Raw genomic sequence first — 25,611 nt, forward strand, 5'->3', positions numbered from 1 at the left:
TTCCGCCTATGCCTGATCCTGCCCCTTGCAAGGCCCAGCGGCTTGGCGGCATCACTGGCATCACTGTGCCCCACCGGAACGCGTGCGGGCCTCACCCAAGGAGCATGACATGTTCGGTTTTCTGCGTCGCCGCGGCAGCGCTATCCCCAAAATCGAGGCCCGCGACGCAAGAGAGCGGGTCCGCGCCGGAACGCTGGTTCTGATTGATGTGCGCGAGGATGGCGAGGTGCGTCAGACCGGTCGCGCCAAGGGAGCCCTGCATATCCCTGTCGGATCGCTGCTGAAAAAGGCCCATCCCGATAGCGCCGAGTGTCTGCCGCAACTTGCCACCTGCCCGCCTGTGGCGCTGTATTGCGTGTCCGGCTCGCGCTCGGAAAACGCCGCCAAGATGTTGCAGCAGATGGGCTATCAGGAGGTCTTCAACATGGTCAGCCTCCGCTACTGGCAGGCCGCAGGCGGCGAGATCGAGGTCTGACACCCGCAGCAGGCCCGCATATCGCCCGCCGACCGCGCCCTGAAATGCAACGCCCGCCTGAAAAGGCGGGCGTGTCGGATCAAGGCTGGGGAACTTAGAAGTGGATCGCGATGCCATAGGCATCAAGCACCGCCTCATGCATCGATTCCGAGATGGTCGGATGCGGGAAGACGGTATGCATCAGGTCTTCTTCGGTGGTCTCGAGCGTGCGCCCGATCACGAAGCCCTGGATCATCTCGGTCACTTCCGCGCCCACCATATGCGCGCCCAGAAGCTCGCCCGTCTTCGCGTCGAACACGGTCTTGACCATGCCCTCCGGCTCACCAAGCGCAATCGCCTTGCCGTTGCCGATGAAGGGGAAGCGGCCGACCTTGACCTCATGGCCCGCAGCCTTCGCCTTGGCCTCGGTCATGCCCACGCTTGCCACCTGCGGCGTGCAATAGGTGCAGCCCGCAATGGTGCCTTCCTTGATCGGATGCGCATGTTTGCCCGCGATCAGCTCCGCCACCATGACGCCTTCATGGCTGGCCTTATGCGCCAGCCACGGTGCGCCCGCGATATCGCCAATCGCATAGAGGCCGTCCACACCCGTGCGGCAGAATTCATCCACCACCACATGGGTGCGGTCGATCTTCACGCCCAAAGCTTCCAGCCCGAGGTTTTCGACATTGCCCACAATGCCCACAGCGGAGATCACGGTATCGACCTCAAGCGTCTCGGTCTTGCCGTCTTTTTCCAGCGTTGCGATGACCTTATCGGCCTTGCGGTCCAGCGATTTGACATTGGTCTTCTCGCGGATCTTCATGCCCAGCTTTTCAAACTGCTTCTTGGCGAATTTCGAGATTTCCTCGTCTTCGACCGGCAGTACGCGCTCCATCACCTCGACCACAGTGGTCTCGGCGCCCAGCGTATTGAAGAAGGACGCAAATTCGATCCCGATCGCACCCGAGCCGATCACCAGCAGTTTCTTCGGCTGATGCGGCGGGTTCAGCGCGTGCTTATAGGACCAGACGCGTTTGCCATCGGCCTCAAGCCCCGGCAGGTTACGCGCCCGTGCGCCAGTGGCCAGCACGATATTCTTCGAGGTCAGTTCCTCGACACCCTTGTCGGTTTTCACCGAAACGGTGCCTTTTTTGGCCACGGTCGCCTCGCCCATGAAGACGGTAACCTTGTTCTTCTTGAGCAGGTGCCCGATGCCGCCCGAAAGCTGCTTGGCCACACCACGCGAGCGCGCCACGACCTTATCAAGGTCATAACCGATCTTCTCGGCGCTCAGCCCGAAATCAGCCGCGCGCTCCATCAGGTGGAACACTTCGGCAGAGCGCAGAAGCGCCTTGGTCGGGATACAGCCCCAGTTGAGGCAGATGCCCCCGAGATGCTCACGCTCGACGACGGCGACTTTCAGCCCGAGCTGTGCCCCGCGGATCGCAGCAACATACCCCCCCGGGCCTGCACCGATCACGATCATGTCGAAGCTTTTGGCGGCCATGCGGATTCCTCCATCTGAAAACTAGTTTGGTATTAAACTAGTTCTGCCGAGGGATCAATCTCAGAGGCGCTCGCCAAGCAAAATCGCTTCTTGCAAGGGCCGGTCGGTGATTTCCTCGGACCGGCGCAGCAGATCCAGCCCGCCATTCCACAAAAAACGCGCCTCGGCTTCTGTGGAACGGCGACCGACGATCTCGTTGCGCCACGGGAAGCGCCCGAATTGCGCAATGACCGCCTGACGCAAACGCGCATCCAGCACCGCACCTTCCGGCATCCGCGTCTCGAACAAGGCCACCCCGTAGCTTTGCGCATCGGGATCTTCGGCATGGATGAAGGGAAAATAAAAAAACTGGCGCAAGGCACCAGTCATCTCGAGATCATATCCCTGAACCACCGCATGGCGCGCCACTTCCAGCGCCTGTGCATCCGCCACCCAGGCATCCACCGTGCCGCGGAACATATGGCGTGGCATCTGGTCCAGCAGCACAATCAGCGCCAGCGCGCTTTGCGGTGTATCCCGCCATTCGTCCAACGTCCCCACCCGCGCCTTGCGCCAGAGCTGCGCGAAGCGGCGCTGCATTTCCTCATCCAGCGCGACATCCGCGCCAAACCAGCGATCCGGCCCCATAATCTCGCACCAGAAGCCGATAACATTCGCAACCTGTTCCATGACCCGCGCCCCCAGACAGTGCCTTTGGCCCGAGCCTGTCACGTTTGCTTCACGACGCAAGCCCCAAAGACAAAATCACGAAGATTCGACCTTCGGGGCGGCAATTTCAGAGGTTTTACGCCGATCACGGCTCTTCCGGCTTGGTGCCATAGGCCGGGTCCGCCGAATCTTCGGGCATCGGAGCGGTCTCGTCCTCGGGGTCGACGGGCAGCGGCAACGCGACCCCCGAAGCGGCCTCTGCGGCGCGCAGGTTGTCATGGGCTTCCTGCTCGGCGCGCGCTTCCGCGTCGGGGTCCTCGGTCACGGCATCAAGCGCGTAGTTCACCGCATAGGCGGTCACGGCCGGAGACAGCACCGCGAAGGTGCCCGTATCTTCGGATGCCGGTGCCGGACGTTGTGTCATCCGGTAGATCCCGTAGCCCGCCAGCAGGGCATAGAGCACACCGATGAACAGGAAGAAGGCCTGCGGCCCAAGCGTTTCCATCATCCAACCCGTGACCACCGGCCCTGCAACCGAGCCGATCCCGTAAAGAAACATCAGCCCCGCCGATGCGGCAGGCATCTCAGAGCGGTCGAGGAAGTCATTGGTATAGGCCACAAGGATCGAATAGACGGGGTTGGAAATCCCGCCCAGAACCGCCGCCATCGGCAGCAGCACCCAGAAAGGCGGCGTGGCAAAAAAGAGATAGAGCATGGAAAGGGTCGCGATCACCGTCAACACGGTAACCATCATCCTCCGGTCCACACGGTCGGACAGGTAGCCCAGCGGGAATTGCGCGATCAGCCCGCCGACATAGATCGCCGAGACGAAAAGCGAGATCTGCTTGACGTTCAGCCCCGCCTGCGTCCCCCAGACAGACACCATCCCGAAGAGCGCGGAAAACACGCCCCCCATCAGGAAAATTCCCACGCAGCCGAAGGGCGAAACCGTCCACAGCCTACGGAAGCTCATGCGTTTGCCAGAGGAGAAATCCGGCGCATGCACGGCAGAGAGCAAAATCGGGGTGAAGGCCAGCGACACGAGGATCGAGGGGATGACAAAGAGGAAATAGCCTGCCGGATCGCCGACATTCAGCATCAGCTGCGCGCTGACGATACCGATCGATTGCACGACCATATAGGCCGCCAGAAGCTGGCCACGGTTTTCCTTCTCGACGCTGGAATTCAGCCAGCTCTCCGCCGAGATATACACGCCACAGAAGCAAAACCCGATCAGCACCCGCATGAGGGACCATGCGATCCAGTTGGGAGCGGCGGCATAGGCGATCAGCACGGCCGAAATCAGCGACCCGAGTGCGGCAAAGACCCGCACATGGCCCACGCGACCGATCAGCCCGGGGATCGAGCGCGACCCGATCAGGAAGCCTGCGAAATAGCCTGTCATGACAAAGGACATCTCGTAGGTGCCGATGCCCTCGAGCTGGCCCCGGATCCCCAAAAGCGTCCCCTGCATCCCGTTGCCGACCATCAGCAACATCACGCCCAAAAGCAGCGCCCAGCTATCCTTTATCGCGGCGAACATCAAAGCCCCCTAATCGAATACTATCTGAATGTGCCAAAACCGACATCCGCGGCGAGAATCTCCCTCAGCGCCCCGCGCTGAGCTAGTCCCCGTAGGGGCCAGTGTCCAGTTTCGTTTTAAGCTTTTCAAGCAGGGATTATCAGCAAGCTTACGGGATCAATAGAGAACTGTCGCCATACGAGAAGAACCGGTACTCCTGCGCCACCGCATGGGCATAGATCTCGCGGATACGCTCGGGGCCCATCAGCGCCGAAACCAGCATCATCAGCGTCGATTTCGGCAGGTGGAAATTGGTCATCAGCGCATCGGTGACGGCAAATTCGAAGCCCGGATAGATGAAGATATCGGTGGTGCCACGGAACGGCGCAATCGCCCCTGTCCCGCGCGCCGCCGATTCAATCAGCCGCAGCGCCGTGGTGCCCACCGGAATGACGCGCCCGCCTGCGGCTTTGGTGGCGGCAATCTCGGCCGCGGCTTCGGGCGTGATCTCGCCCCATTCGCTGTGCATCTTATGGGTGGTGACATCATCGACCTTCACCGGCAGGAACGTCCCCGCCCCGACATGCAGGGTGACTTCGGTGAACTCCACCCCTTTGGCATGGATCGCCTCCAGAAGCTCGCGGGTGAAATGCAGGCTGGCGGTGGGGGCCGCCACCGCGCCGGAATGGCGGGCGAACACGGTCTGATAGTCGGATTTATCCTGCGCATCGGGTTTGCGCAAAGCCGCGATATAGGGCGGCAGCGGCATTGCCCCCGCCTCTGCCAGCGCCGCGTCGAAATCCTCGCCCGTCAGGTTGAAGCGGATCGCCAGCTGGCCCTCGGCAATCTCTGCCACCTCTGCCGACAGATCGGCGGAAAAGCGGATCACCTCGCTCTCTTTGACCTTGCGCAGGGGCTTGGCCAGCGCCGTCCAGCAGCCATCGGCGCGCGGCTCCAGAAGCGTCACCTCGACATTGGCCGTCACCTCGCCCTGCGCCGCTTGGCGGGTGCGCGTGCCCGACAGCCGCGCGGGGATCACCTTGGTGTTGTTCAGCACCAACCGGTCGCCCTTGCGGAACACATCCACCAGATCGCGCACATGCAGATCCGTAATGCCCCCGCCTTGCGCCAGCAGAAGTTTCGCCGCATCGCGCGGGCGGGCGGGCCTTGTGGCAATCAGCCCTTCGGGCAGGTCAAAGTCGAAATCCGAAAGTTGCATCATCGTCTTATTCTGTGCTCAGCGCGGGCGGATCGGTCCGGAACAGGTTGCGGAACATCCCCGGCGTGAAGATGGAAAGCGGGTTGATCGACACTTTGGGCGCGGTCTTCGACCCCCGCAGGGTATAGGTGAAGCCAAACAGGCCCTCGCCGCGTCGGCTCAGGATCTGGCCTATCCCGTTGACGATGTAAAGCGGAGAGATCACCCCCTCCATATCAAATGCCCCCGATCCGATGTGATAATTGCCATTCAGCGTGATCCCCATCGACGCGCCTGTGGCACGGCCTTCGGTCACGGATACGCCCTGCGGCGTCAGTTTGAAATCGGCCGAGGCGTTATTGAACACAATGCCGTCGCCGGTCAGTTGCTCCAGCAGCCCCACGATAGAGGCCGCCGACAGCATCGAGGCCAGAATAGGCGCATTGGTGATTTTCAGATTGCTGGCCCGAAGCTGCCCCACATAGCTGCGATCCCCCGTAGGCGACAGGTTCAGAACCATCTGCCCGCCGCGCGCATTGTCAAACAGCTTGGCCGAGGCCAGCACACCGCCCGCATCGCGGGTTTCCACCCGCACCGCAGGCCGCCCGGAGGCCGAAGGCCCCACCGCACCGCTGACCACCGCCCCGCCATTGAGGCGGGCGTCAAAGGTGCCGTTGAAGCCCGCACGGGTGTTGAACTGGCCCACAAGGTCGGTCAGCTCGATCCCGTCCGTCACCAGCAGCCGGTCCAGCCGCACCGATAACGGGGTCGAGGCCGACGCGCCGCCCCCCGTGCTACCGCTGCCCGCGCCCTTGGTTCCCGACGGAAGGTCCGACAGCGTCAGGCGCCCGCCACGAATGGCCACGCCCGGCGGGCGGTTGCGCCCTTTGCCAATCAGATCGGCGGCGCCGTTGAACCAGCCGCCAATCGACAGACGGTCGAAGCTTGCGCGCTCCAGCCCCTCGCCATCGGCCCGCAACGCGACCGAGCCTTCCGCCTTCAACCCCGGCACATCCAGCGAGATCCGGTCGACCTTCACGGGCTGGCTCAACTCGCCCGCAATCGACAGCTTGCCCGAAGAGGCCTGCCCCTTGCGCCAGCTGATCTGCGGGATCGACAGGCCGATCCCCTTCATATCGCTGCGGATCACATATCTGACCGGCTCTCCCGTCACCATATCCAGATCCAGCGCGGCCCAGCCCTCGCCGGACAGAATATTGTCGGGCAGCGCCACGCCCAGCTTGGTCAGCCCTTCGGGGGTGATATTCAGATAGCCCTGCACCTGGGAATGCTGGGCCTCTTCGGGGGTGAATTTCTTGATCCACCACGCATCGAATTTCTGGTCCTGAAACAGGCCCCGCCCGCCGATGCGCAGCCCTTTTTCCGGATCGGCCAGCAGTCGCATCTGCCGCGAACGCAGCACCTTCCCCGGAACGATCTGGTCGCTATAGACATCGGTCAGCGTGGCCGAGACATCATATTTGAAATCCGTCGGTTTCAGATGCGGCTGTAACGGAAATTCAAGATGCGTCCGCGCGACGGCCCAGCCCTTGGCGATATCCGTTCCCTTGCCGGCCTTGCTCATAAAGCTGAAGGGCGGCTCGTCCAGCAGGGAAAGTGCCGCCGGAATCTGCGAACGGGTCACCAGATCGACCTGCATCGGCGCGGGCTTAAGCTTGATATTGGGAACTTTCAGCGTGGAATCGGCCACCTCGATTGCCCCGCCATCGGGGGCCGTGACCTGCCCTTCTTCCACCATCATCGCATAGGTTGTGCCATCCAGCGTGGCAAAACCGCGCCCGTCCTCGATATTGGGCAGCGTCTTGACCGCGCGCACATCGGCACCGCTGAATTCATACCCCAGATCTATGCGCGGGTCATGATTGGGGGCAATGCGGATGGCCGCCCGCACATTGTAAAGCGTGCCATCGGCAATATTCTCGTCAGCCCATTTGCGCGTATGCTCGACAAGCTTCGGCGGCCAGAGCGCCAGCAACCCTTTCGAGGAAATCCGGCTGATCCCGCTATCAAGCGACACCTGCCAGCCTTTGGAACTGGCCGCCAGAGAGCCTTTGGCCGAAAGCCGTGTCTGGTCCTCCATCAGTTGCGCCTGACCGATATCCACACGGAACGGATCAAGCCCGATGCGCAGATCGACCATCCCGTCGGAGAAATGGGCAGGCTGTTCCAGCACCCCTTCCGGATCAAGCTGCAGATCGTTCAGCGCCACTTGGGTGACAAGCTGGCGCGGCAGGCCATTGGCAAAATCACGCAGCATCACCGAGCCGGTCGCCTTGAAGGCGGCGGCGGTGCTATGCACCTCGAGGCGGCTCATCTCGATCCGCTGTTGTTTCTGGTTGTAACTCAATTCCAGCGCCGCGCTTTCAAACGGAATCGGGCGCGACCCTTCGACAGGGCTCAACGCCCCTGCCCCGATATTCAGCTTGGCCACCATCCCCGACACGACGCCCTGATCATCAATCGCGGTCTGCAACGACCCCGAGATCGGCGCGTCCAGCACCGAAAGCCCTGCAAGCGCGGGCGATTGCACGGCCAGATCACGGGCAGGCACCCCCGTGACCGCCGCCCCGAACTGCGCCCGCGGCGAATTCTTGTAAGTGGTCACGCCCAAGGCAAGCTGGGCGGGCATATCGTTCTGCTCGCCCACATTCAGCGACAGGCTGGCCGAGATACGGTCGGCCTCCTGCGTCAGGCGGAACTGCCCTTTCGACACCCGCCAGACCCGCCCGAGCCGTTCGTCATCAAGGCGGATATCGATCGTGTCGGCGCGGATCTCGCTGAGATCTTGCAACACAGGGGTGGCAAAAGCCGCTTCGACGGCATCGGTCACATCCGAAAGACTGTCGATGGCCAGATGCTGCATCTCCCCCTGACCGCCGAAATTGATATCCAGCGACCCGTCGGAAAGGCGGCGCATCGCAACGGCGGCCCCCTTCAATTCGATGCTCGACAGGGCAATCCGGCGTTGCAGAAGCGGCATCGGCAGAACGGCGGCCTGCACCTGCGGCAGAACCGCAATCGGGCGTCCGGACGGCGCCAGAAGCTGCACCGAATTCAGCCGCACCTGCGGGCGCAGGCCGCTGGCAATCACCAGATCCGCCCCGCCCGAGAACCGCGCCTGTAACGTGCCGCCAAGCGCCTGATTGACACGCGCCTCCACCTTGGTGGTAATCGCCATCGGCACCCGCATCGGATGATGGGTCACGGCGGCCCAAGCCAGCACCGCCACAAGACTGACGACGGGCACGGTCAGCACCGCCAGAAAAACAAGCAAAATCTTATAAATAGAGCGCGATCTTGCGGGCGGCCCCTGCATGGGAGGGCGGCCGACAGGCTGCGTTGGGGCACGCTTCGGCTCTGTCTCGTCTTCCGGCTTGGAAAAATCGGTCGTGTCGTCTGTCACGCTGCCGTCCCGTTTGCGCCCATAGCCCAATTCTCACGCAATGGCTCTGCCGAGCCGGCCCCAAGTTCTCTTGCGCGCCCCGAAAGGCCCGCAGGCACACCCAAAAACATGCCCGCCCGCTCTGAAAACCGGAAAGGGCACAAAAAATCCCGCCTATGTCTTGTCAGCATTTTCGGGACAGATAGAGTTCGTGCAGAATTCATCTAGGCTGTGAATAGGCTTAGAGACAAGCAAAAGGAAAGAAAAATGGCAACCATCGGCGATTTAGCGCCCGATTTCACCCTGCCGCGCACGCAAAACGGCGGCGACGAGGCCCTGCTGACACTCTCGGCGCTGAAGGGGAAGAAGGTTGTCCTGTATTTCTACCCCAAGGACAACACGCCCGGTTGCACCACCGAGGCGCTGGAATTCACGCGCCTGTCGGACGCCTTTGCCGCAGCCGATACGGTGGTGCTGGGGATCTCCAAGGACAGCCTAAAAAAGCACGAGAATTTCTGCGCCAAGCATGACCTTAACGTCATCCTCCTGTCCGATGCCGAGGGCGATCTTTGTGAAACCTACGGCGTCTGGGCCGAGAAATCGATGTATGGCAAGACCTATATGGGCATCACACGCAGCACGTTCCTGATTGACCGCGAAGGCCGGATTGCCGCGCAGTGGCCAAAGGTGAAAGTCACCGGCCATGCCGCAGAAGTCCTGCAAAAAGCCGAAGAGTTGGGCTAAAACGTTAACGAATTAACGCAAAACCTCGGCAGGATTTCGCTGATGTGATGCGAAGTGTGGCCGATGTCCTGCGCGCAGGCAAGGAATCAGGTTGTCAGATGGGCCGCGTGGTTGCTAATCGGTTTCGTGCCTCGCGCAAGATCTATCAACCACTTCATGTCGCACAGGTGACAATTCGGCCACAGCCTCGCCCTTGCGATGTGGCCCTCAGGAAGAGCAGGACCCAAGCCTTTGCCCCGACGTCTACTGGATCGTACCAACTCTGCCCTGGAGCGCTGGCTCCCCGAGCAGCGCCTCTTTATGAAATCGGATGACTCGACCCGCTTTGTGCGCCTGCGCCCTTTGACGCAGGCTTCGGTGCTGGCTGTCGGGGCGGTGCTGTTTGGCTGGTCCATCGTGGCAAGCTCGCTTCTGTTTATCGACAATATTTCCGAAGGCTCCTCGGCGCAGCAGGCGGCCATTTCGCAAAAGGCCTTCGAACACCGCCTTGATAGCCTTGCGCGTGAACGCGACAGCCGCGCCTCCGAGGCGCTGGCGGCGCAGGAGCGGTTCCAGACCGCGCTTGGTCAGGTCTCGCAGATGCAATCGGCGCTTCTGCAATCCGAAGAACATCGCCGCGAGCTGGAAACCGGCCTGAAGGTGGTGCAGCAGACCCTGCGCCGCGTGATGAACGAACGTGACGCTGCCAAGACCCAGCTGGCCGGATTGCAGCAGGGCAAGGATGGCAAAGGCAGCCCCGCTGCGCGCAATGTCGATATGTCGGAAACCGTGCAGATGCTGTCCAACGCTCTGGGCGAAATCGCGACCGAACGCGATAGTGCAACGCAGGACGCGCAGGATGCACGGCAGGAAACCGAACAGCTTGCGCTCCAGAAACGCCAGCTTGAACAACGCAATGACCAGATTTTCGCCACGCTTGAAGATGCGGTGACCATCTCGATGGCGCCGTTCGACAAGATGTTCAAACAGGCAGGGCTGAACACCGACAAGATCCTGAGCGAGATCCGCAAGGGCTATTCCGGTACGGGCGGCCCTTTGGGCAGCGTGTCGATGTCCTCCAAAAGCCCCGCCTCCCTGACCGAGGATGACAAGCGCGCGGCGTCGATCCTGCAAAAGCTCGATGAGATCAACATGTATCGCATCGCCGCCGACAAGCTGCCCTTCCAGCTGCCGCTGAAATCGCAGTTCCGCTATTCCTCGCCCTTCGGTTACCGCTGGGGCCGTCTGCATGCCGGTGTCGATATGGCGCTGCCCATCGGCAACCATGTCTATGCCCCTGCCGATGGTGTGATCACCGCCGCCGAATGGGAACATGGCTATGGTCAGGTGATCAAAATCCAGCATGAATTCGGTGTTTCGACCGTTTATGGCCATTTGTCCAAAATCCGCGTGCAGAAAGGGCAAAAGGTCTCGCAAGGCGATTTGATCGGTGATACAGGAAATACCGGACGGTCAACCGGACCGCATCTGCACTATGAAATCCGGTTAGGCGGTAAACCCGTTGATCCGATGACCTTCATCAAGGCTGCAAAGAATGTTTTCTAAAAGCAAAATCCACGAGCCCGGCACCAAATCCGGCGAACCCGAAGCAAGCAAGGCCGATGCAGGCCTGCCGCCGCGCAAAAGCGATTTCGCGCCGCCTCCCGGTGGTGCGCCCCGCGCCAAGCCCGGTGCTTCGGTGCTGTCTTCCGACCTGACCATCACCGGCAACATCCGCACCACGGGCGATGTGCAGGTTGAGGGCGTTGTTGAAGGCGACATCCGCGCGCATCTGCTGACCGTTGGCGAAACCGCCACCATCCGCGGCGAAATCGTTGCAGATGATATCGTGGTCAATGGCCGTGTGATCGGTCGCGTGCGTGGCCTGAAAGTGCGCCTGACCTCGACCGCAAAGGTCGAAGGCGACATCATCCACAAAACCATCGCGATTGAATCCGGTGCCCATTTCGAAGGGTCCGTGCAGCGTCAGGAAGACCCGCTGCAATCGGGCGACGTCACGCCGAAACTGGCTCCGCCGGTTAGCAGCGAAGACTGATCACCGCAGTCCTGCATTCTGCAAGGGGCAGCCATCGCGCTGCCCCTTTTGCGTTTACAGAAGACGTTTTGTCAGCCGCAGCGACAACGCATAGGGCAAAAGCTGCAAAAGCTTCAACCCGAGCGTGAGGCGCTTGGGGAAATGGATCTCGAAGCGATGGCCTGCAAGACCATCCGCGACCGCCTTTGCCGCGGCCTCGGGTTCCATGATGAAGGGCATGTCGAACTGGTTTTTCTGCGTCAGGCGGGTGTTGACGAAACCGGGCGAGATCAGCCGCACATCGATATCGGGCGCATATTCCACCCGCAGGCTCTCGACCAGATTGATCACAGCCGCTTTCGAGGCCGAATAGAACTGCCCCTTGGGCAACCCGAAATAGCCTGCAACCGAACCGAAAATCGCCAGCTGACCGCCTTTGCGTAACAGCGCGGGGGCGGCCTGCGCAAAAGCCAGCGTCCCCAGAAGATTGACGCGCATCAACTGCTCGGCCTTGTCCCAATCGATCTCGCGCACCAGCCCCGGATCGTAAAGCGCGGCGGTGGTGATCATCCCGTCCAGAGGCCCCTGCCCGACCAGTGGTAAGATCGCCTGACATGCCGCATCGACCCCGGCCCTATCCGCCAGATCCACGGGCAGAACCGCATGGTGCGGCCCGAGCCGTTGCTGCAGCGCCTGCAGGGGCGCTTCGGAGCGCGCCGACAGCACAAGCCGCGCGCCGCGCTGTGCCAGTTCGAACGCCAGCGCCTCGCCAATGCCGGAGCTTGCACCCACCAGCCAGATGGTTTTTCCGTTGAAGTCCATGATACTGCTCCTTTCCTGCCCTACGCGCTGAGGGGAAAGGAGTTCCGCCCAAAAGACAATCCGTCACTCAGGCCGCGACCAGATGCTCCAGCTCGGCCAGCGCGTCATGTTCCAGTTCGGCAATCGGACGCGCACCGGACAGCTCCAGCACCGGCACCGGCTGGCTTTCCAGCCAGTCGCGGTGGCGGTTCAGTGAACGTCCGCAGAAATAGGGGTCGTCGTAGCTGGCCGCCCAGTTCAGGAAGGTGCGGTAGATCTGCTCCATATCGCCGCCCGGTGCCACCCGCGTGCCATAGCGCAGAACCTCGCGCTTGCGCAGACGGGTCAGTCGCAAAGGCGTAGGCGCGCGCAGGAAAATGACCAGATCGGCCTGCCGTAAAATAGCGTCGCCCCAGCCATCGGCGGCTCCGGCCAGAACCCATCCGCCTTCGGGGCCGCCTTTGCCTTGCGCCTTTTCGATCAGCGCGCAGCGCTCGCCAATCTCGCGTTTACAGGTAAAGGGCACCTCGGTTTCGGCCCAATAGCAGTCATCCGTATCGATATAGGGAACCTGAAGCGTCTGCGCGATCTTCTGACCAAGCGATGTCGAACCCGCACCCGCAGCACCGGTGATGTAAATTCTAGGTTTCATGAAGGCCTCCTAATTTCCCGTTAAAGGGCCCTGTAGGCAGTCATCTCTTGTTCATAATCTTCCCGATCATCGTTCAAAAATCAATTACCAGTTTGTTCACGATGCTGTCCTGCAGCATAAATTTATGCAATTCGATCAGTTTTCTTGAGATCCGGTTCACCAAAATGAGAAAGGGAGAGCCTTCGCCCTCCCTGTTCCGCGTGATTAGGCACCTAAGATTCGGTGCTTAAACAAAGCCGGTCTTAATCCGCCGCCTGCGCATCGGCGCGGGATTTGCCCTCGACGCCCATTGCCAGCGTCGCGGCCATGAACCCGTCAAGATCGCCATCCAGAACGCCCTGACTGTCCGAAGTCTCGTGTCCGGTGCGCAGATCCTTCACCATCTGGTAGGGCTGCAGCACGTAGGACCGGATCTGGTTGCCCCAGCCCGCCTCGCCCTTATTCTCATGCGCCTCGTTGATCGCGGCGTTACGCTTGTCGAGCTCCAACTGGTAGAGACGCGATTTCAGCGCATTCATCGCGATTTCACGGTTCTGGTGCTGCGACTTCATCGAGGAGGTCACAACGATATTGGTCGGCAAGTGAGTGATCCGCACCGCAGAGTCGGTGGTGTTCACGTGCTGGCCACCCGCGCCCGAAGACCGGTAGGTATCGATGCGGATATCCGATGGGTTGATCTCGATTTCGATATTGTCATCGACCACCGGATAGACCCAGACCGAGCTGAAAGAGGTATGCCGACGCGCCGCCGAGTCATAGGGCGAAATCCGCACCAGACGGTGCACACCGGATTCAGATTTCAGCCAGCCATAGGCATTGGGGCCGGAAATCTTGTAGGTTGCGGATTTGATGCCCGCCTCTTCGCCTGCGGTCTCGGATTCAAGTTCGACCTCATAGCCCTTCTTTTCGGCCCAGCGGACATACATCCGCGCAAGGATCGACGCCCAGTCGCAGCTTTCCGTCCCCCCCGCGCCCGAATGGACTTCGAGATAGGTATCATTGCCATCGGCCTCGCCATTCAGAAGCGCTTCCAGCTCCTTGGCGGCAGCCTCTTCCTTGAGGGCCTTCAACGCGGCCTCGGCCTCCGAGATGACATCGGAATCGCCTTCCATCTCGCCCAGCTCGATCAGCTCGATATTGTCCTCAAGCTCCTGCTTGATGCGCTGATAGGTCTCGTATTTGTCCAACAACGCCTGACGGTCGCGCATCAGCTTCTGCGCGCGGGCCTGATCGTCCCACAGCGTCGGGTCCTCGATCATGGCGTTGAATTCCTCGATCCGGTGCGGAGCCGTTTCAAGGTCCATCCGCTGCCCCAGAAGGTCGAGCGATTTCTTGATCTGTTCAACGATGTTCTGCGTCTCGGCGCGCATGTCGAAACCTGTCCTTTTCCTGTTCTGGCCGGTCATACAGATTTAAGGCCCCCTCGACAAGTTGTCGAAGGGGCCGAAAATCCGTGGCCTGTGATGTTAGTATAGCCCGCCGGCACTGATTGTGCCGAAATTCGCGCGCTGTTTGGGGAGGATCGCGGTCTTGCCGGAGGAGGTGGTGACAGATGTCCCGCCCTCGTCGCTTTCCCCGGGCGCAAAGAGCGGCAGGTTGGAGCCCATGCCGAAGCCGCCATCAACCACCAGCCCCATACCGGCAATGCTCTGGCCTTCGCGCAGATATTCGGCCTGCACATAATCGCCCGACGCCCCCGGCGGCAGCATCTCGCCGGTGAAGCGGTTGAAGTTCTGCCAATGCCCGCCCGGCGGCACGGTAAATTCGGAGCCGCCATATTTCTTGACCGCTTCCTTCATGAATTCGTTGAACACCGGCACACAGAGCGTCCCGCCGAAAGCATGCGCCCCCAGCCCTTTGGGATTGTCATAGCCGATATAGCACGACGCGACGATATTCGAGGTAAAGCCCGTGAACCACACGTCTTTTGCATCATTGGTCGTGCCGGTTTTACCCGCGACGGGCACGCTGATATTCACCCCGCGGCCCGAACCACGCTGGACCACGCCCTTCATGAGCGAGATCATCTGATAGGCGGTGATCGGATCGACCACCTGCTCGGAATTCGACTCGATCCGCGGCCCCTCGCCCGCAGGCAGGGTCTGGGCGCTGCAATCGTCACAGACGCGCTGGTCGTGGCGGTAGATCGTGCGGCCATAGCGGTCCTGCACACGGTCCACCAGCGTCGGTTCCACCCGCTTGCCGCCATTCGCGAACATCGCATAGGCCGAGACCAGATTGAACATCGTGGTTTCCTGCGCCCCGAGCGCGTTGGCAAGGAACTTCTTCATCGGGTTATAGACGCCCATGCGCTCGGCATAATTGGCAATGGTATCCATGCCGATTTCCTGCGCGATCCGCACGGTCATGAGGTTACGCGACTGTTCCAGACCGGTCCGCATCGGGGTCGGGCCGTAATATTTGTTCGAGGCGTTCTTCGGACGCCACAGGCCTTGCGGGGTATTCACCTCGATCGGGGCGTCCACCACCACCGTCTCGGGCGAAAAGCCCGAATCCAGCGCCGCCGCATAGACGAAGGGTTTGAAGTTCGAGCCCGGCTGGCGCATCGCCTGCGTGGCGCGGTTGAATACGGTCGACTGATAGGAGAAGCCGCCCTGCATCGCGATCACACGGCCCGTATGCACGTCCATCGCCATGAAGGCCCCTTCCACCTGCGGCACCTGCCGCAGCGTCCAGCGGATGAAACTGCCATCGCTGTCCGAGGTCATGGCGCGCACCATCACCACATCGCCCACACTCACCAGATCCGACGCCACACGCGCCTTCGGACCCAGCTTGCCGTTCTCGTTCAGCTTGCGGGCCCATTGCACATCCTTGGCGGGGATCCAGTTGCCATTGCCTTCTTCCTTGATCCCCTCGATGCCGATGCGGGCATCTTCCTTGCCGACAGACAGCACGACGGCAGGCATCCAGCCCTCGACATCGCGCGGCACCTTATCGCTGCGCACATCGGCCAGCGCCGCGCGCCAATCGGCCTCGTTTTTCAGCTTGTCCGCCGGAATGGTCACCCCCGTGCCCCGCCAGACACCCCGGCTGCGGTCATAATCTTCCAACGCATGCTGAAGGGCGCGTCCGGCCTGTGCCTGCATCTCGGGATCGACGGTTGCGCGCACGGTCAGCCCCCCCGAGAAGAACTCGTCCTGACCGAAGCTGCGCGAAAGCTGGCGGCGGATCTCGTCGGTGAAATAGTCGCGCGGCGGCATCTGGTCGCGGAACGGCGCGTAATCCCCGTTCTGCACCGATTTCACCGGCAATTCACGCTCTTCGCGATAGGTTGCCTCGGAGATATAGCCGTTCTGCCACATCTCATGCAGCACATAGTTGCGGCGGTCCTTCAACCGCTGCATATCGCGCACCGGATGGTAATTCGACGGGGCTTTCGGCATCGAGGCCAGTGTCGCGGCCTCATAGGGCTTCAGTTCCGACAGCGGCTTGTTGAAATAGGTCAGCGACGCCGCCGCCACACCATAGGAATTCTGGCCGAGGAAGATCTCGTTGAGATAGAGCTCCAGAATACGTTTCTTGGGCAGCGCATGTTCGACCCGCGAGGCCAGAATAAGCTCCTTGATCTTCCGCTCGACCGACCGGTCCGAAGACAGCAGGAAGTTTTTCATCACCTGCTGGGTGATGGTCGAGGCCCCGCGCACGTCATGGCCGCCGGTGCGCACCGCCTCGAACACGGCCTGCGCGATCCCGACCGGATCATAGCCCGCATGGTGCCAGAAATTCTTGTCCTCTGCGGATACAAAGGCATCCTGCACGATGGGCGGAATTTCGTCGATCGGCACGAACAGACGGCGCTCGGTGGCGAATTCGTCGATCAGGCGCCCGTCGCCATTATAGATGCGCGAAATCGTCTTGGGCTGGTATTGCGAAAGCTGATCATGGCTCGGCAGGTCACGGGAATACATCCAGAAGATCGCCCCGACCGTCAGCGCGGCGAAGAACACCGCCGTAACAATCCACGAAAAGATGCTGCCGAAGAAGGACAGGATAAATCGGATCAAGGTTCGCTCCTTACCGGGGGATGCCCGTTTATCGCGGAAAACCGCAATTCTGCCCGCCTATAGCCGCCACGGCCTGCGGGGTCAAAACAAGTTATACGCCTTCGCGGCAAGATCGCGCTCACATCTCGGCTATGTGAGCGGCGTTTCTACAGCATTCAGCGTCATTTATAGGGCTACTGGCGCAAAAGTCTTGCCTCTGCCGCATCCGATTGCGCCCAGGATTGCACTGCCTGCGTGATCGCGGCGGCCGTGGTTTTGCGCCAGCTGTCATCCAGCAGATGCTTGCGATCCCGTTCCGAGTCCAGAAAGCCCAGCTCGATCAGCACCGAAGGGAAATCGGCGGATTTCAGCACCGAGAAATCGGCCCCCTGCACGGGATGTTTGTAAAGCGTCACCCCCGCCGATTTCAGTGCTCCCACCAGAACCTGCGTAAAACGCACGGTGCGCGGGCGCGTCTCGGTGCGCGCCAGATCCATCAGCACCCGTGCGACATCATCGCCATGCCCGTCCAGATCGACACCGGCCAGAATATCGGCGCGATCATGGCGCTCGGCCAGTTTTTGCGACGCGTCGTCGGTGGCTTTCTCGTCAAGCATATAGATCGCCGTTCCGGTGGCTTTCCCGCTGGCCAGCGCGTCGGCATGCAGCGAGATGAACAGATCCGCCTCGGATTTGCGCGCAATCGTCAGACGGGTCTCAAGCGGCACAAACACATTCTCGTTGCGCGTCATCACCACATCGATCCCCGCGCGGGTCAGGGCCTCTTTCAGCTCGCGCGCGAAGGTCAGCACCAGCACCGCCTCCGAAGTGCCCTCCGCCTCCGCACCGGGATCAATGCCCCCATGACCGGGATCAAGCACCACCCGCAGCGGGCGCGAGCCATCTTGGCGCAGGATCGGAGCCGGAACCGGCGCCGGCTGCGGCAAATCCCACAAGGCCGAATTCGGGTCGCCCTGCGTTGTTTCGAATTTGTCTTTGCTGACCGGAGTCAGCGAAATATCCAGTTCCGGCGCCTCGCCGGTCCGCAGCTGCGCGGCCGCGATTTTCATCGGGCCGGACAGCTCGGCCACCAGACGCGACCAGCCGGGGCGGAACGGCCCCCAGCGCAGCACCTGCACCGCGCCGCTTTTGCCCCCCTTGCCCAGCATCACCGCCGGATCCTGTGCGGAAAAATCGACCTCGCGGAAATCCACCACCAGACGCGGCGGATTATCCAGCAAGAACGCCCGCCACGCGACAGGCTGCGACAGCCCCAAGCGCAGATCCGTCTGCGTTGCATCGCCGGTGATGCCACTGCGCGCCGGATCAAGCTGCGCCAGCGCCGAAAGCCGGCTGTCTTGCGCCTGCGCCAGCCCGCACCCCGCCAGAAACGCCCAAAGCGCCATGACCCAGAAAAGCGCCAAGCGCCCATGACACGGCTGCGCCGATCTCCGCATTCTGCCCGATTCCGTTCTTGTATCCTGTTCGGGGCGAGCTTAGCGCAGCGCCCCCCGAAAGTCAGTGCTCACTTGCCACGCTGCGCCATGAAGCTCTGCAACCGTGCAAGCCCCTCGCGGATGCGGTCGGTCGATTGCGCATAGGAAAACCGCAGCGTCGTGGCCCCGCGCGCGGGGTCAAAATCCAGCCCGGGGGTCACGGCAACCCCTGCCTCGCGCAGGATCTCTTCGGCAAAGGCCAGCGAGTTATCGGTCAGATGCGCGACATCGGCATAGATATAGAAGGCCCCATCGGGCGGCGCGATCCGGTCAAAGCCGATCTGCGGCAGCGCCTCCAGCATCAGGCGGCGGTTCTCGGCATAGGCGGCGCGATTGGCCTCCAGCTCGTCGATGCAGTCCAGCGCGGCAAGGGCGGCAATCTGGCTGGCATGCGGCGGGCAGATGAACATGTTCTGCGCCAGACGCTCGACCGTGCGCACATGGTCTTCGGGCACCACAAGCCAGCCGACCCGCCAGCCCGTCATCGAGAAATATTTCGAGAAGGAATTGACCACATAGGCCTGATCCGAGACCTCTAGCGCCGTCACCGCGCGGTCCTCGTAATGGAGGCCATGATAAATCTCGTCCGAGATAAAAGCCAAATCGCGTGCCTCGGCCAGATCCATCAGCGCCTTCAGTTCAGCCTTGCCCAGCATGGTGCCCGACGGATTGCCCGGCGAGGCCACGATCAGCCCCTGCACATCTTCGGGGATATCCGAAGGCACCGGCTGATAGCGGTTTTCGGCACTGGTCGGCATGCCCATCGGTTCCACCGACATCGCGCGCAGGATCTGGCGGTAGCTGGGATAGCCCGGCTCGCCCAGAGCAACCTTGTCGCCCGCGTCGAACAGCGCCGAGAATGCCAGTACGAACGCGCCCGAGGAGCCCGAGGTGACCACCACCCGCGCCGGATCGAGATCGACCCCGTACCAACGTTTGTACAGCCCCGCGATCCCCTGCCGCAGCGCAGGCAGACCCAAGGCCACCGTATAGCCCATCGCCTGATCGTCCAGCGCCTTGGCCAGCGCCTTGCGCGCGCCCGAAGGTGCAGGCGTCGAGGGAAGGCCTACCTCCATTCGTACGATATCGCGCCCTGCGTCTTCGGCGGCACTGGCGGCCTCCATCACATCCATCGCAATGAAAGGATCAACTTGTCCGCGGGTTGAGAAACGCATGGTGGGGCTCCATTTTAGGCTTCGACCCCGCCGCGATAGGCCAGCCGCTGCCATAGGTCAATGCAAAGGCTGTACCCCCCCTTGCCCCGCCGCCGCGCTTGCGCCAGTGTGGGCGCCAACCTCCCGCGCCGGTCTGTGGCGCCGGACCAAGGATCGACAGAGGACCCAGATGACCCGCAAACTCCTTCCCGCCTTCGCCCTTTCTGCGCTTTTGGCCCAGCCCGCAGGCGCGCTTGATCTGGGGTCGATGACCGATAGCGAACGCGCCGATTTCGGACGGGCCGTGCGCAATTACCTAATGGACAATCCCGAAGTCCTGATGGAGGCGATCAACGAGCTTGAAAAAAAGCAGAACGCCCAGATCGCGCAGAATGACCAGCAACTGATTGCGACCAATGAAGACGAGCTGACCAATGATCCCGAGTCATGGGTGGGCGGCAATCCCGATGGGGATGTGACGATTGTCGAGTTCATGGATTACCGCTGCGGCTATTGCAAGAAGGCCTATCCCGAAATCAACGCGCTTCTGAAATCGGATGGCCATATCCGTTTCATCGTCAAGGAATTCCCTATTCTGGGCGACGCCTCGGTAAAGGCTGCGCGTTTTGCCATTGCCACCAAGCAGGTCGCGGGCGATGAGGCGTATGAGAAGGTCCATAACGCCTTGATGACCCTGCGTGGCGATATTTCCGATGACAGCCTTTCGGCGCTGGCCAAGAAGCTCGATCTGGACGGCGATGCGATCCAGAAAGCCGCCGCCTCGCCCGAGGTTGAAAAGGTGATCGAGGCGAATTACGCGCTTGGCCAGCGGATGGGCCTGTCCGGTACCCCGTCTTTTGTGATCGGCGACGAGATGCTGCGCGGTTATGCGCCGGAAGAGGCCATGAAAAAGATCGTCGCCGATCAGCGCGGCTGAACAGGCGCGGCTGTAACTGGCACCGATTTCTGGCACTGATGTCTGGCGCGGCGATAAGACGCAGCGCCGGTCCTGATGGCAAGTTTCGGGAGAGATTGCCCCAGGCCTTCCACCGCACGCGACACTGGGGAATCGGAAGCCCCAGAACAGGCAGCTCTCTGGCCTTTGGCAGGCGGCAAGCCGGAGCGGTCCTCTGCGGGGCGGCTTTTGCGGATTCTGCCATTCGGGCCTGCCCATCTGGATGGCGGCCCCGTCCGACAGGATCAGTGCTCCGGACCACACAGCAGAAAGCTGGCCCGAGGGCCAGCTTCCGGATTTTCCTCAACAGAGGAGATCAGTTGAACACATAGACAATGGCACGGCTATGCGGGTCCACCAGAACCGGTTCCTTGTTGACGTTCACATAGGCGTATTTGCTGTCGGGCACGGGCTGCAATGCCACGTTATCGGGCAGCTTCGCGCCGGTTTTCACATCGCCTTTCAGGAAGACCGGATCAACCGGATGCTCCTGCACATAGGTGACCGTGGTGGGCTCGGGTTTGGCGGCCTCGCCAACCAGCGCGCCCCCGATAAGCGCCCCCACAACGGCACCAGCCGGCCCGCCGATCACCGTGCCTGCGGCAATGGCGCCGCCTGCCGCCCCACCTGCGGCGGCACCGGCAAAGGCACCGGCCGCTTGGCCATTGCCATTATCCTTGATCTCGATGGTCTTCACATCGACATTTTTCGGGCGATCGGCCAGATAGACGATGTTGTTCCCCTCATGGATCGCGATATTCGACGCGGGGGTCCAGCCGGTATTGTCGCCATAGCTGACCTGACACCAGCTGCCGGTCGAGATGCAGCCATCCACTTCGATATTGGCGGCTTGCGGCACGGTCGAGCTGACCTGATAATCCGCCCCCGGCCCTGCGCGAAGCGAGCTGTCGGTGCCAAGCATGGCCGGAAACGCCGAGGCGCTGGTGGCCAGACCTGCGGTTGCAAGCGTGGCGAATGCGGCAACGGTCATCGTGGTTTTCTTGAACATCTTCTATCTCCTAAGCTTACCCGTCGCAGCCGCTGCGCACCGATCCGGCGCTGTGCTGCGATTTGTACAAACAACCCGCATTCGGGCAGAGACGTTCCCCGCAAACCGTTCACAAGATTCTCAAGCCATCGGCGGGAACCGGCCAGCGCCCTCAGCCGCCAAAGCTGCGGCTGGTGCTGGAGCTGGTCCCGAACCCCCCGCGCGAAACCGCCGTAGCACGGGTCATCGGCGCCTTGCCGATGGTCGTGGCCGGTTTCTTGAACAGCCCCTGACTGAGCTTGGCCTTGCCGTTATTGGTCGAGAAGCTGGCCGAGCGGTCGGCATTGGTATAGCCCCCCTGCCCGTTACGATACAAAGGCTGCGCCGAGCCGCGCCCGCCCAGCATATTGCCGATCAGATAGCCTGCTAGAAGCGGCATGAAGATCCCGCCCATACCGCTGCCCTGATGCCCCGTGGCCTCTTCTTCGCTACCGCAATTCCCGACCCCGTGCTGCTCTTCGCAGACCTGCAGGCTGTCATAGCGCGGGGCGGATTCCACGTTCAGCTCCTGCGCCTGGGCAAAAGCGGTGCGGCATTGCTCGGCGGTGAAGTCGCCCCCCGCGCCTGCCGCCTGCTCGCAAGAGGCCAGATCGGGGAAAGCCTGTGCATCGACCTTTTCCTCCTTGCACCCCGCCAGCGTAAAGGCGGCAGCCCCCATGATGGTCAGGGCAACATAGCGTGAGCGTTTCTTCATCAATCTGGTCCTTCATCAAACAGTATCGGAGCCCCGAGCACGCACGGCATAAGGCCCCATATCACAGGTCCGCGGCATCGGCACCGCAGTTACGGGCGCATCAGCCCCGAATGAAATGCGGCTTGAAGCGCGACAGGTCTTGCGTGATCCGCGAGCGATCCTCGCGCAGCCCCATCCCCACGCAGTCCCCGCCCACGATCCAGGCCCCGATAATCGGTCGGAAGCCTGAAAATTCCGGTAAGGGCTGATAGGCCTGCACGATGCGGGGATATTGCGCATAGCCGTCCTGCTGCGATGTCTCGACCTTGCTGCCCTCGATGATATGCACCGATGCGCCCTCGCGCGAGAAAATCGGTTTGGTGACATAGCCCCGCAGAAGCTGGCCATGCGCGCGGGCGAAACTTTCGGCAATCTCGGGAGCGGGGCGGCCCTTTCCGGCCAGCCCCTCGCGCACATCCTCCTCGAAATAGGCGGGCAGCAGATTGGGATGGCCCTCGAAGAAATACCAGAGCATCGGCAGGATGGCCTTATTGGAGACAAGCGCCTTCCAAGCGGGTTCGATAAACTGTGCCCCCGACCCTGCCAGATACTGGGCATAGTCCTCGCGCAGCAGATCTTCCCACGGATACAGCTTGAACAGCGTGCCGATCACCCGATCCTCGTCATCAAGAAACTGCTGCTCTTCGCTCAGTCCGATCTTTTCCAGATCACAGTAATGCGCCCCCAGCCCCGCCTCGCGCGCGGCCCAACCCAGCGCCTCGACCGTGGCATAATCCTCGGGATTGCCGCCCATCGCGGTGAAATGCAGGTCCGTCTTGGGCGCAAACAGGGCGCGGAACCGCTCGACCAGCGCCTCGTGGATGCCGTTGAACTGGTCGGCGTCCTCCGCCAGCACGCCCGCCGCGATCTGCTCTTCCAGCCATTGCCACTGGAAGGCCGCGCTCTCGTATAAAGAGGTGGGCGTATCGGCGTTATATTCCAGCATCTTGGCCGGACCCTTGCCGTCATAGGCCAGATCGAAACGGCCATACAGTTCGGGCTGCCCGTCGCGCCAGCTATTGCGGACCAGATCCCAATGCGCCTCGGGCAGGCCCATGACCCCGATCAATTCCTCCGAATTCACGATCCGGTCCACCGCCTCGCGGCACATCGCGTGCAGCTCGGTGGCAGGGTCCTCGATGCGGTCCTCGATCTCGCGCAGCGTGAATTCATAGGCCGAGCTTTCGTCCCAATAGGGTTCGCCATGCATATCGGCAAAGGTGAACCCCACCTCTTTGGCCATATCGCGCCAGCCAGCACGTTCGGGCAGATCGAGTTTGCGCATATCATCCTCCTCGGACCCTGACCGGATACCGCAAACCAACGGATATCGCGGGGGCCTTGCCCGCGCTCTACCCGTTTTCGGCCCTCCATGCCAGCCTTGGCCGCCATCGGTGCGGTTTTCCTCCGAGGGTTTAACCGCTCATCAGGGTTTGCCGCTTATAGCTTTGCCCATTGCAGGAGACCGCTTGATGCCGCATTCGCCTTTCCCCGCCCGTTCTGTCTTGCGCCTGTTGCCCCCTGCGCCAAGCCGCGCGCTGATAGTAAGACCGGGGCTGATGCTGACCCTGCTGCTGGGCCTGATGATCTTCGGTGGTCTGCGCGCAACGGCACAACCGCAAAGCAGCGCGCTGTTTCTGGCGGTCACCTCGATTGCCGAGCCGCAGGACGACATCCGTTCGACCGCGCTTTTACTGGCGGGCGGGGCGGCGGATGCCACGGCAGGCCGGAGCGAAACGATTGCCCGGACACTGGCGGACATGCATACGCTTGTCATTACCATCGATCCGGACTGGCTGCTGGATCTCGGGGGCGGCTGCCAGCAGGCAACCGACGCCCTGCTATATATCGCACAGGAAATCGGCAAGCGGCGGGAAGCCGCGCCCCGTGCCCCCGTCCTGCTTGGCATCGGAGAGGGGACGGCCCTTGCGCGCTTGGCGGCCGCCACCCGCCCCGACCAGTTCAAGGGGATCGTGACGCAGGATCTGCACAGGGATCTGCCCGATACCTGTCAGACCGCCCTGCCCGAAGCGGGCCGCAAGACGGTGCTGCGTTGGCATGATGCCGCAACCGACGCGGCCTCGGTGCTACAGGCGGTGCGTGGTGTGCGCTTCTACCCGCCCGCCGAGGACAGCACCGAGGCCCGTAACGCGGCGCTGGTGCAGGCCTATCTGGCGTTGGCCGGAACCGATCACGCCTTTGACACCGGCACCCGTGCACAGGATCTGCAGGATCTGCCGATCACTCTCCACCTGCCCGAAGCGGCCACCGATAATAGCGCCGCGGACACCCCACCGGAGGCATTTGTGATTTTCCTGTCGGGCGATGGCGGCTGGGCCAATTTCGACGAGGAAATCGCAGACCGGCTGGCACAGAACGGGCTACCTGTCATCGGGATTTCGACCATGCGTTATCTGTGGCAGGAACGCAGCCCGGACAGGATTGCCGCCGATATGACCCGCATCCACTCGCATTTTGCGGCCCGTTTCGGCACGCAGAACGTCATTCTGGCGGGATTTTCGCTGGGGGCGAATGTCACCCCGTTCTATGCGCCCTTGCTGCCCGCGACGCTGCGCGAGAACGTGTTGGGGCTGGCCTTGCTTTCGCCCGAAACCCATACCGGCTTCGAGGTGGTCATGGGGGGATGGCTTGGCCAGAAGACCGGCAGCCGCGATGTGGTCGCGGCCCTGGAGGCACTGCCGCCGTCCCTGCATGTGCTCTGCCTGTACGGGCGCAAAGACCAATACAGCGCCTGCCCCGCCAGCCCCTCGGTTACGGCGCTGGCCTTCGAAGGGGGCCATCATCTGGACAAAAACTATGACCGCGCGGCAGAGGCCATACTGGGTCTGCGCCTTCCCGACGCACAGGAGGCAAGGCCGCCCGCCGATGCTCTTTCCGCACAACAGGCAGACCCCGCCCCCGCGCCCTCAGTGCAGACCGACGCCGAAAGACCGCCTGCGCTTGGCACCGTTTCACTGCCCGTCTCCTTGCCCGTGCCGTTGCTCCCGCCTCTGCCTTCCCCCCCGCCTCTGCCCGCCGATACCGCCGCCTTACCCTGAGCAAGACCCTCCGGAACTGGTCAGCCGGTGCCGTGTCAAAACGGCCACCGCTACGGGAGAGCGCCCCCGCGGCATTACCACGGCCCATCAAAGCGAGAGCAGCCTACCCCGATGCAGGATCGATCGCGGGCCCCTGTGGAACGTGCGAAACAACGAAATGAGCTTGCGCCTTTATGACAGCGCGGGCCCGCGCGGACTGGGGGCTGGATCGGC

20 protein-coding genes are annotated in these 25,611 nt (G+C 62.0%); 6 read left to right on the top strand and 14 right to left on the bottom strand.

Features of this window, described 5'->3' with window-relative positions; all coding sequences use genetic code 11:
• Positions 1-109: 109 nt before the first annotated feature.
• Positions 110-475, top strand: a complete 366-nt coding sequence (locus RPE78_RS00600) for a rhodanese-like domain-containing protein (protein WP_406720950.1) — start codon at positions 110-112, stop codon at positions 473-475.
• 94 nt (positions 476-569) lie between these two features.
• Here RPE78_RS00600 and lpdA read toward each other — a convergent pair whose 3' ends face one another.
• The 5 genes from lpdA to RPE78_RS00625 form a co-directional block, all read right to left on the bottom strand.
• Positions 570-1,964: a dihydrolipoyl dehydrogenase gene (gene lpdA, locus RPE78_RS00605; protein ID WP_339107591.1), complete on the bottom strand. Its 1,395-nt coding sequence runs from the start codon at positions 1,962-1,964 to the stop codon at positions 570-572.
• 60 nt (positions 1,965-2,024) lie between these two features.
• Positions 2,025-2,633, bottom strand: a complete 609-nt coding sequence (locus RPE78_RS00610; RefSeq protein WP_339107593.1) for a DUF924 family protein — start codon at positions 2,631-2,633, stop codon at positions 2,025-2,027.
• A 124-nt stretch (positions 2,634-2,757) separates the two neighbouring features.
• Positions 2,758-4,155, bottom strand: coding sequence for an MFS transporter (locus tag RPE78_RS00615; protein WP_339107594.1), 1,398 nt, complete (start codon positions 4,153-4,155; stop codon positions 2,758-2,760).
• A 148-nt stretch (positions 4,156-4,303) separates the two neighbouring features.
• The gene (gene queA, locus RPE78_RS00620) at positions 4,304-5,353 is read right to left on the bottom strand and encodes a tRNA preQ1(34) S-adenosylmethionine ribosyltransferase-isomerase QueA (protein ID WP_406721667.1); all 1,050 of its coding nucleotides are present in this window, start codon (positions 5,351-5,353) and stop codon (positions 4,304-4,306) included.
• A gap of 7 nt (positions 5,354-5,360) precedes the next feature.
• The gene (locus RPE78_RS00625; RefSeq protein WP_406720951.1) at positions 5,361-8,756 is read right to left on the bottom strand and encodes a hypothetical protein; all 3,396 of its coding nucleotides are present in this window, start codon (positions 8,754-8,756) and stop codon (positions 5,361-5,363) included.
• Positions 8,757-9,002: 246 nt separating this feature from the next.
• On the opposite strand from RPE78_RS00625, the gene RPE78_RS00630 reads away from it, so the two are divergent.
• From RPE78_RS00630 to RPE78_RS00640, 3 genes are all read left to right on the top strand, one after another.
• Positions 9,003-9,479 carry a peroxiredoxin gene (locus RPE78_RS00630; protein ID WP_339107596.1) on the top strand — a complete coding sequence of 159 codons (477 nt, stop codon included), beginning with the start codon at positions 9,003-9,005 and terminating at the stop codon, positions 9,477-9,479.
• Between the two features lie 231 nt (positions 9,480-9,710).
• Complete coding sequence (locus tag RPE78_RS00635) at positions 9,711-11,024, top strand: DUF5930 domain-containing protein (RefSeq protein WP_406720952.1); 1,314 nt, start codon at positions 9,711-9,713, stop codon at positions 11,022-11,024.
• Positions 11,014-11,514 carry a polymer-forming cytoskeletal protein gene (locus tag RPE78_RS00640; protein WP_339107598.1) on the top strand — a complete coding sequence of 167 codons (501 nt, stop codon included), beginning with the start codon at positions 11,014-11,016 and terminating at the stop codon, positions 11,512-11,514. Before RPE78_RS00635 ends, RPE78_RS00640 begins: the two co-directional genes overlap by 11 nt.
• Before the next feature lie 54 nt (positions 11,515-11,568).
• Here the strand turns inward: RPE78_RS00640 and RPE78_RS00645 are convergent, their stop codons facing one another.
• From RPE78_RS00645 to RPE78_RS00670, 6 genes are all read right to left on the bottom strand, one after another.
• Complete coding sequence (locus tag RPE78_RS00645; protein WP_406720953.1) at positions 11,569-12,315, bottom strand: SDR family NAD(P)-dependent oxidoreductase; 747 nt, start codon at positions 12,313-12,315, stop codon at positions 11,569-11,571.
• Positions 12,316-12,382: 67 nt separating this feature from the next.
• Positions 12,383-12,946, bottom strand: coding sequence for an adenylate kinase (locus RPE78_RS00650; protein WP_339107602.1), 564 nt, complete (start codon positions 12,944-12,946; stop codon positions 12,383-12,385).
• Between the two features lie 242 nt (positions 12,947-13,188).
• Entirely contained in the window at positions 13,189-14,316 is a 1,128-nt protein-coding gene (gene prfB / locus RPE78_RS00655) for a peptide chain release factor 2 (RefSeq protein ID WP_339107603.1), read from the bottom strand.
• A 96-nt stretch (positions 14,317-14,412) separates the two neighbouring features.
• Positions 14,413-16,974 carry a PBP1A family penicillin-binding protein gene (locus RPE78_RS00660; protein WP_339107605.1) on the bottom strand — a complete coding sequence of 854 codons (2,562 nt, stop codon included), beginning with the start codon at positions 16,972-16,974 and terminating at the stop codon, positions 14,413-14,415.
• Between the two features lie 173 nt (positions 16,975-17,147).
• Positions 17,148-18,410 (bottom strand): N-acetylmuramoyl-L-alanine amidase, encoded by a 1,263-nt coding sequence (locus tag RPE78_RS00665; RefSeq protein WP_406720954.1) that lies wholly within the window; start codon positions 18,408-18,410, stop codon positions 17,148-17,150.
• 68 nt (positions 18,411-18,478) lie between these two features.
• Positions 18,479-19,624 (bottom strand): pyridoxal phosphate-dependent aminotransferase, encoded by a 1,146-nt coding sequence (locus RPE78_RS00670; protein ID WP_406720955.1) that lies wholly within the window; start codon positions 19,622-19,624, stop codon positions 18,479-18,481.
• 169 nt (positions 19,625-19,793) lie between these two features.
• Between RPE78_RS00670 and RPE78_RS00675 the strand changes: the two genes are divergently transcribed.
• Positions 19,794-20,540, top strand: a complete 747-nt coding sequence (locus tag RPE78_RS00675; protein WP_339107608.1) for a DsbA family protein — start codon at positions 19,794-19,796, stop codon at positions 20,538-20,540.
• Between the two features lie 334 nt (positions 20,541-20,874).
• Here RPE78_RS00675 and RPE78_RS00680 read toward each other — a convergent pair whose 3' ends face one another.
• The 3 genes from RPE78_RS00680 to RPE78_RS00690 all read right to left on the bottom strand — a co-directional run bounded on the left by RPE78_RS00680 (position 20,875) and on the right by RPE78_RS00690 (position 23,624).
• Positions 20,875-21,567 (bottom strand): DUF1236 domain-containing protein, encoded by a 693-nt coding sequence (locus RPE78_RS00680; RefSeq protein ID WP_339107609.1) that lies wholly within the window; start codon positions 21,565-21,567, stop codon positions 20,875-20,877.
• A gap of 151 nt (positions 21,568-21,718) precedes the next feature.
• Positions 21,719-22,300, bottom strand: a complete 582-nt coding sequence (locus tag RPE78_RS00685) for a DUF1190 domain-containing protein (RefSeq protein ID WP_339107610.1) — start codon at positions 22,298-22,300, stop codon at positions 21,719-21,721.
• A 100-nt stretch (positions 22,301-22,400) separates the two neighbouring features.
• On the bottom strand, positions 22,401-23,624 hold the full coding sequence (locus tag RPE78_RS00690; protein ID WP_339107611.1) for a glutathionylspermidine synthase family protein: 1,224 nt from the start codon (positions 23,622-23,624) through the stop codon (positions 22,401-22,403).
• A gap of 187 nt (positions 23,625-23,811) precedes the next feature.
• Between RPE78_RS00690 and RPE78_RS00695 the strand changes: the two genes are divergently transcribed.
• On the top strand, positions 23,812-25,398 hold the full coding sequence (locus RPE78_RS00695) for an AcvB/VirJ family lysyl-phosphatidylglycerol hydrolase (RefSeq protein WP_406720956.1): 1,587 nt from the start codon (positions 23,812-23,814) through the stop codon (positions 25,396-25,398).
• Positions 25,399-25,611: the final 213 nt, after the last annotated feature.

The organism is Thioclava litoralis, from assembly GCF_045278885.1.
Taxonomy (GTDB): domain Bacteria; phylum Pseudomonadota; class Alphaproteobacteria; order Rhodobacterales; family Rhodobacteraceae; genus Thioclava; species Thioclava litoralis.

Bases quoted from the DNA above. Each gene is read 5' to 3' on its own strand.
- RPE78_RS00600 (WP_406720950.1), top strand. From the start codon at position 110: ATGTTCGGTTTTCTGCGTCGCCGCGGCAGCGCTATCCCCAAAATCGAG.
- lpdA (WP_339107591.1), bottom strand. From the start codon at position 1,964: ATGGCCGCCAAAAGCTTCGACATGATCGTGATCGGTGCAGGCCCGGGG.
- RPE78_RS00610 (WP_339107593.1), bottom strand. From the start codon at position 2,633: ATGGAACAGGTTGCGAATGTTATCGGCTTCTGGTGCGAGATTATGGGG.
- RPE78_RS00615 (WP_339107594.1), bottom strand. From the start codon at position 4,155: ATGTTCGCCGCGATAAAGGATAGCTGGGCGCTGCTTTTGGGCGTGATG.
- queA (WP_406721667.1), bottom strand. From the start codon at position 5,353: ATGCAACTTTCGGATTTCGACTTTGACCTGCCCGAAGGGCTGATTGCC.
- RPE78_RS00630 (WP_339107596.1), top strand. From the start codon at position 9,003: ATGGCAACCATCGGCGATTTAGCGCCCGATTTCACCCTGCCGCGCACG.
- RPE78_RS00640 (WP_339107598.1), top strand. From the start codon at position 11,014: ATGTTTTCTAAAAGCAAAATCCACGAGCCCGGCACCAAATCCGGCGAA.
- RPE78_RS00645 (WP_406720953.1), bottom strand. From the start codon at position 12,315: ATGGACTTCAACGGAAAAACCATCTGGCTGGTGGGTGCAAGCTCCGGC.
- RPE78_RS00650 (WP_339107602.1), bottom strand. From the start codon at position 12,946: ATGAAACCTAGAATTTACATCACCGGTGCTGCGGGTGCGGGTTCGACA.
- prfB (WP_339107603.1), bottom strand. From the start codon at position 14,316: ATGCGCGCCGAGACGCAGAACATCGTTGAACAGATCAAGAAATCGCTC.
- RPE78_RS00665 (WP_406720954.1), bottom strand. From the start codon at position 18,410: ATGCGGAGATCGGCGCAGCCGTGTCATGGGCGCTTGGCGCTTTTCTGG.
- RPE78_RS00670 (WP_406720955.1), bottom strand. From the start codon at position 19,624: ATGCGTTTCTCAACCCGCGGACAAGTTGATCCTTTCATTGCGATGGAT.
- RPE78_RS00675 (WP_339107608.1), top strand. From the start codon at position 19,794: ATGACCCGCAAACTCCTTCCCGCCTTCGCCCTTTCTGCGCTTTTGGCC.
- RPE78_RS00680 (WP_339107609.1), bottom strand. From the start codon at position 21,567: ATGTTCAAGAAAACCACGATGACCGTTGCCGCATTCGCCACGCTTGCA.
- RPE78_RS00685 (WP_339107610.1), bottom strand. From the start codon at position 22,300: ATGAAGAAACGCTCACGCTATGTTGCCCTGACCATCATGGGGGCTGCC.
- RPE78_RS00690 (WP_339107611.1), bottom strand. From the start codon at position 23,624: ATGCGCAAACTCGATCTGCCCGAACGTGCTGGCTGGCGCGATATGGCC.
- RPE78_RS00695 (WP_406720956.1), top strand. From the start codon at position 23,812: ATGCCGCATTCGCCTTTCCCCGCCCGTTCTGTCTTGCGCCTGTTGCCC.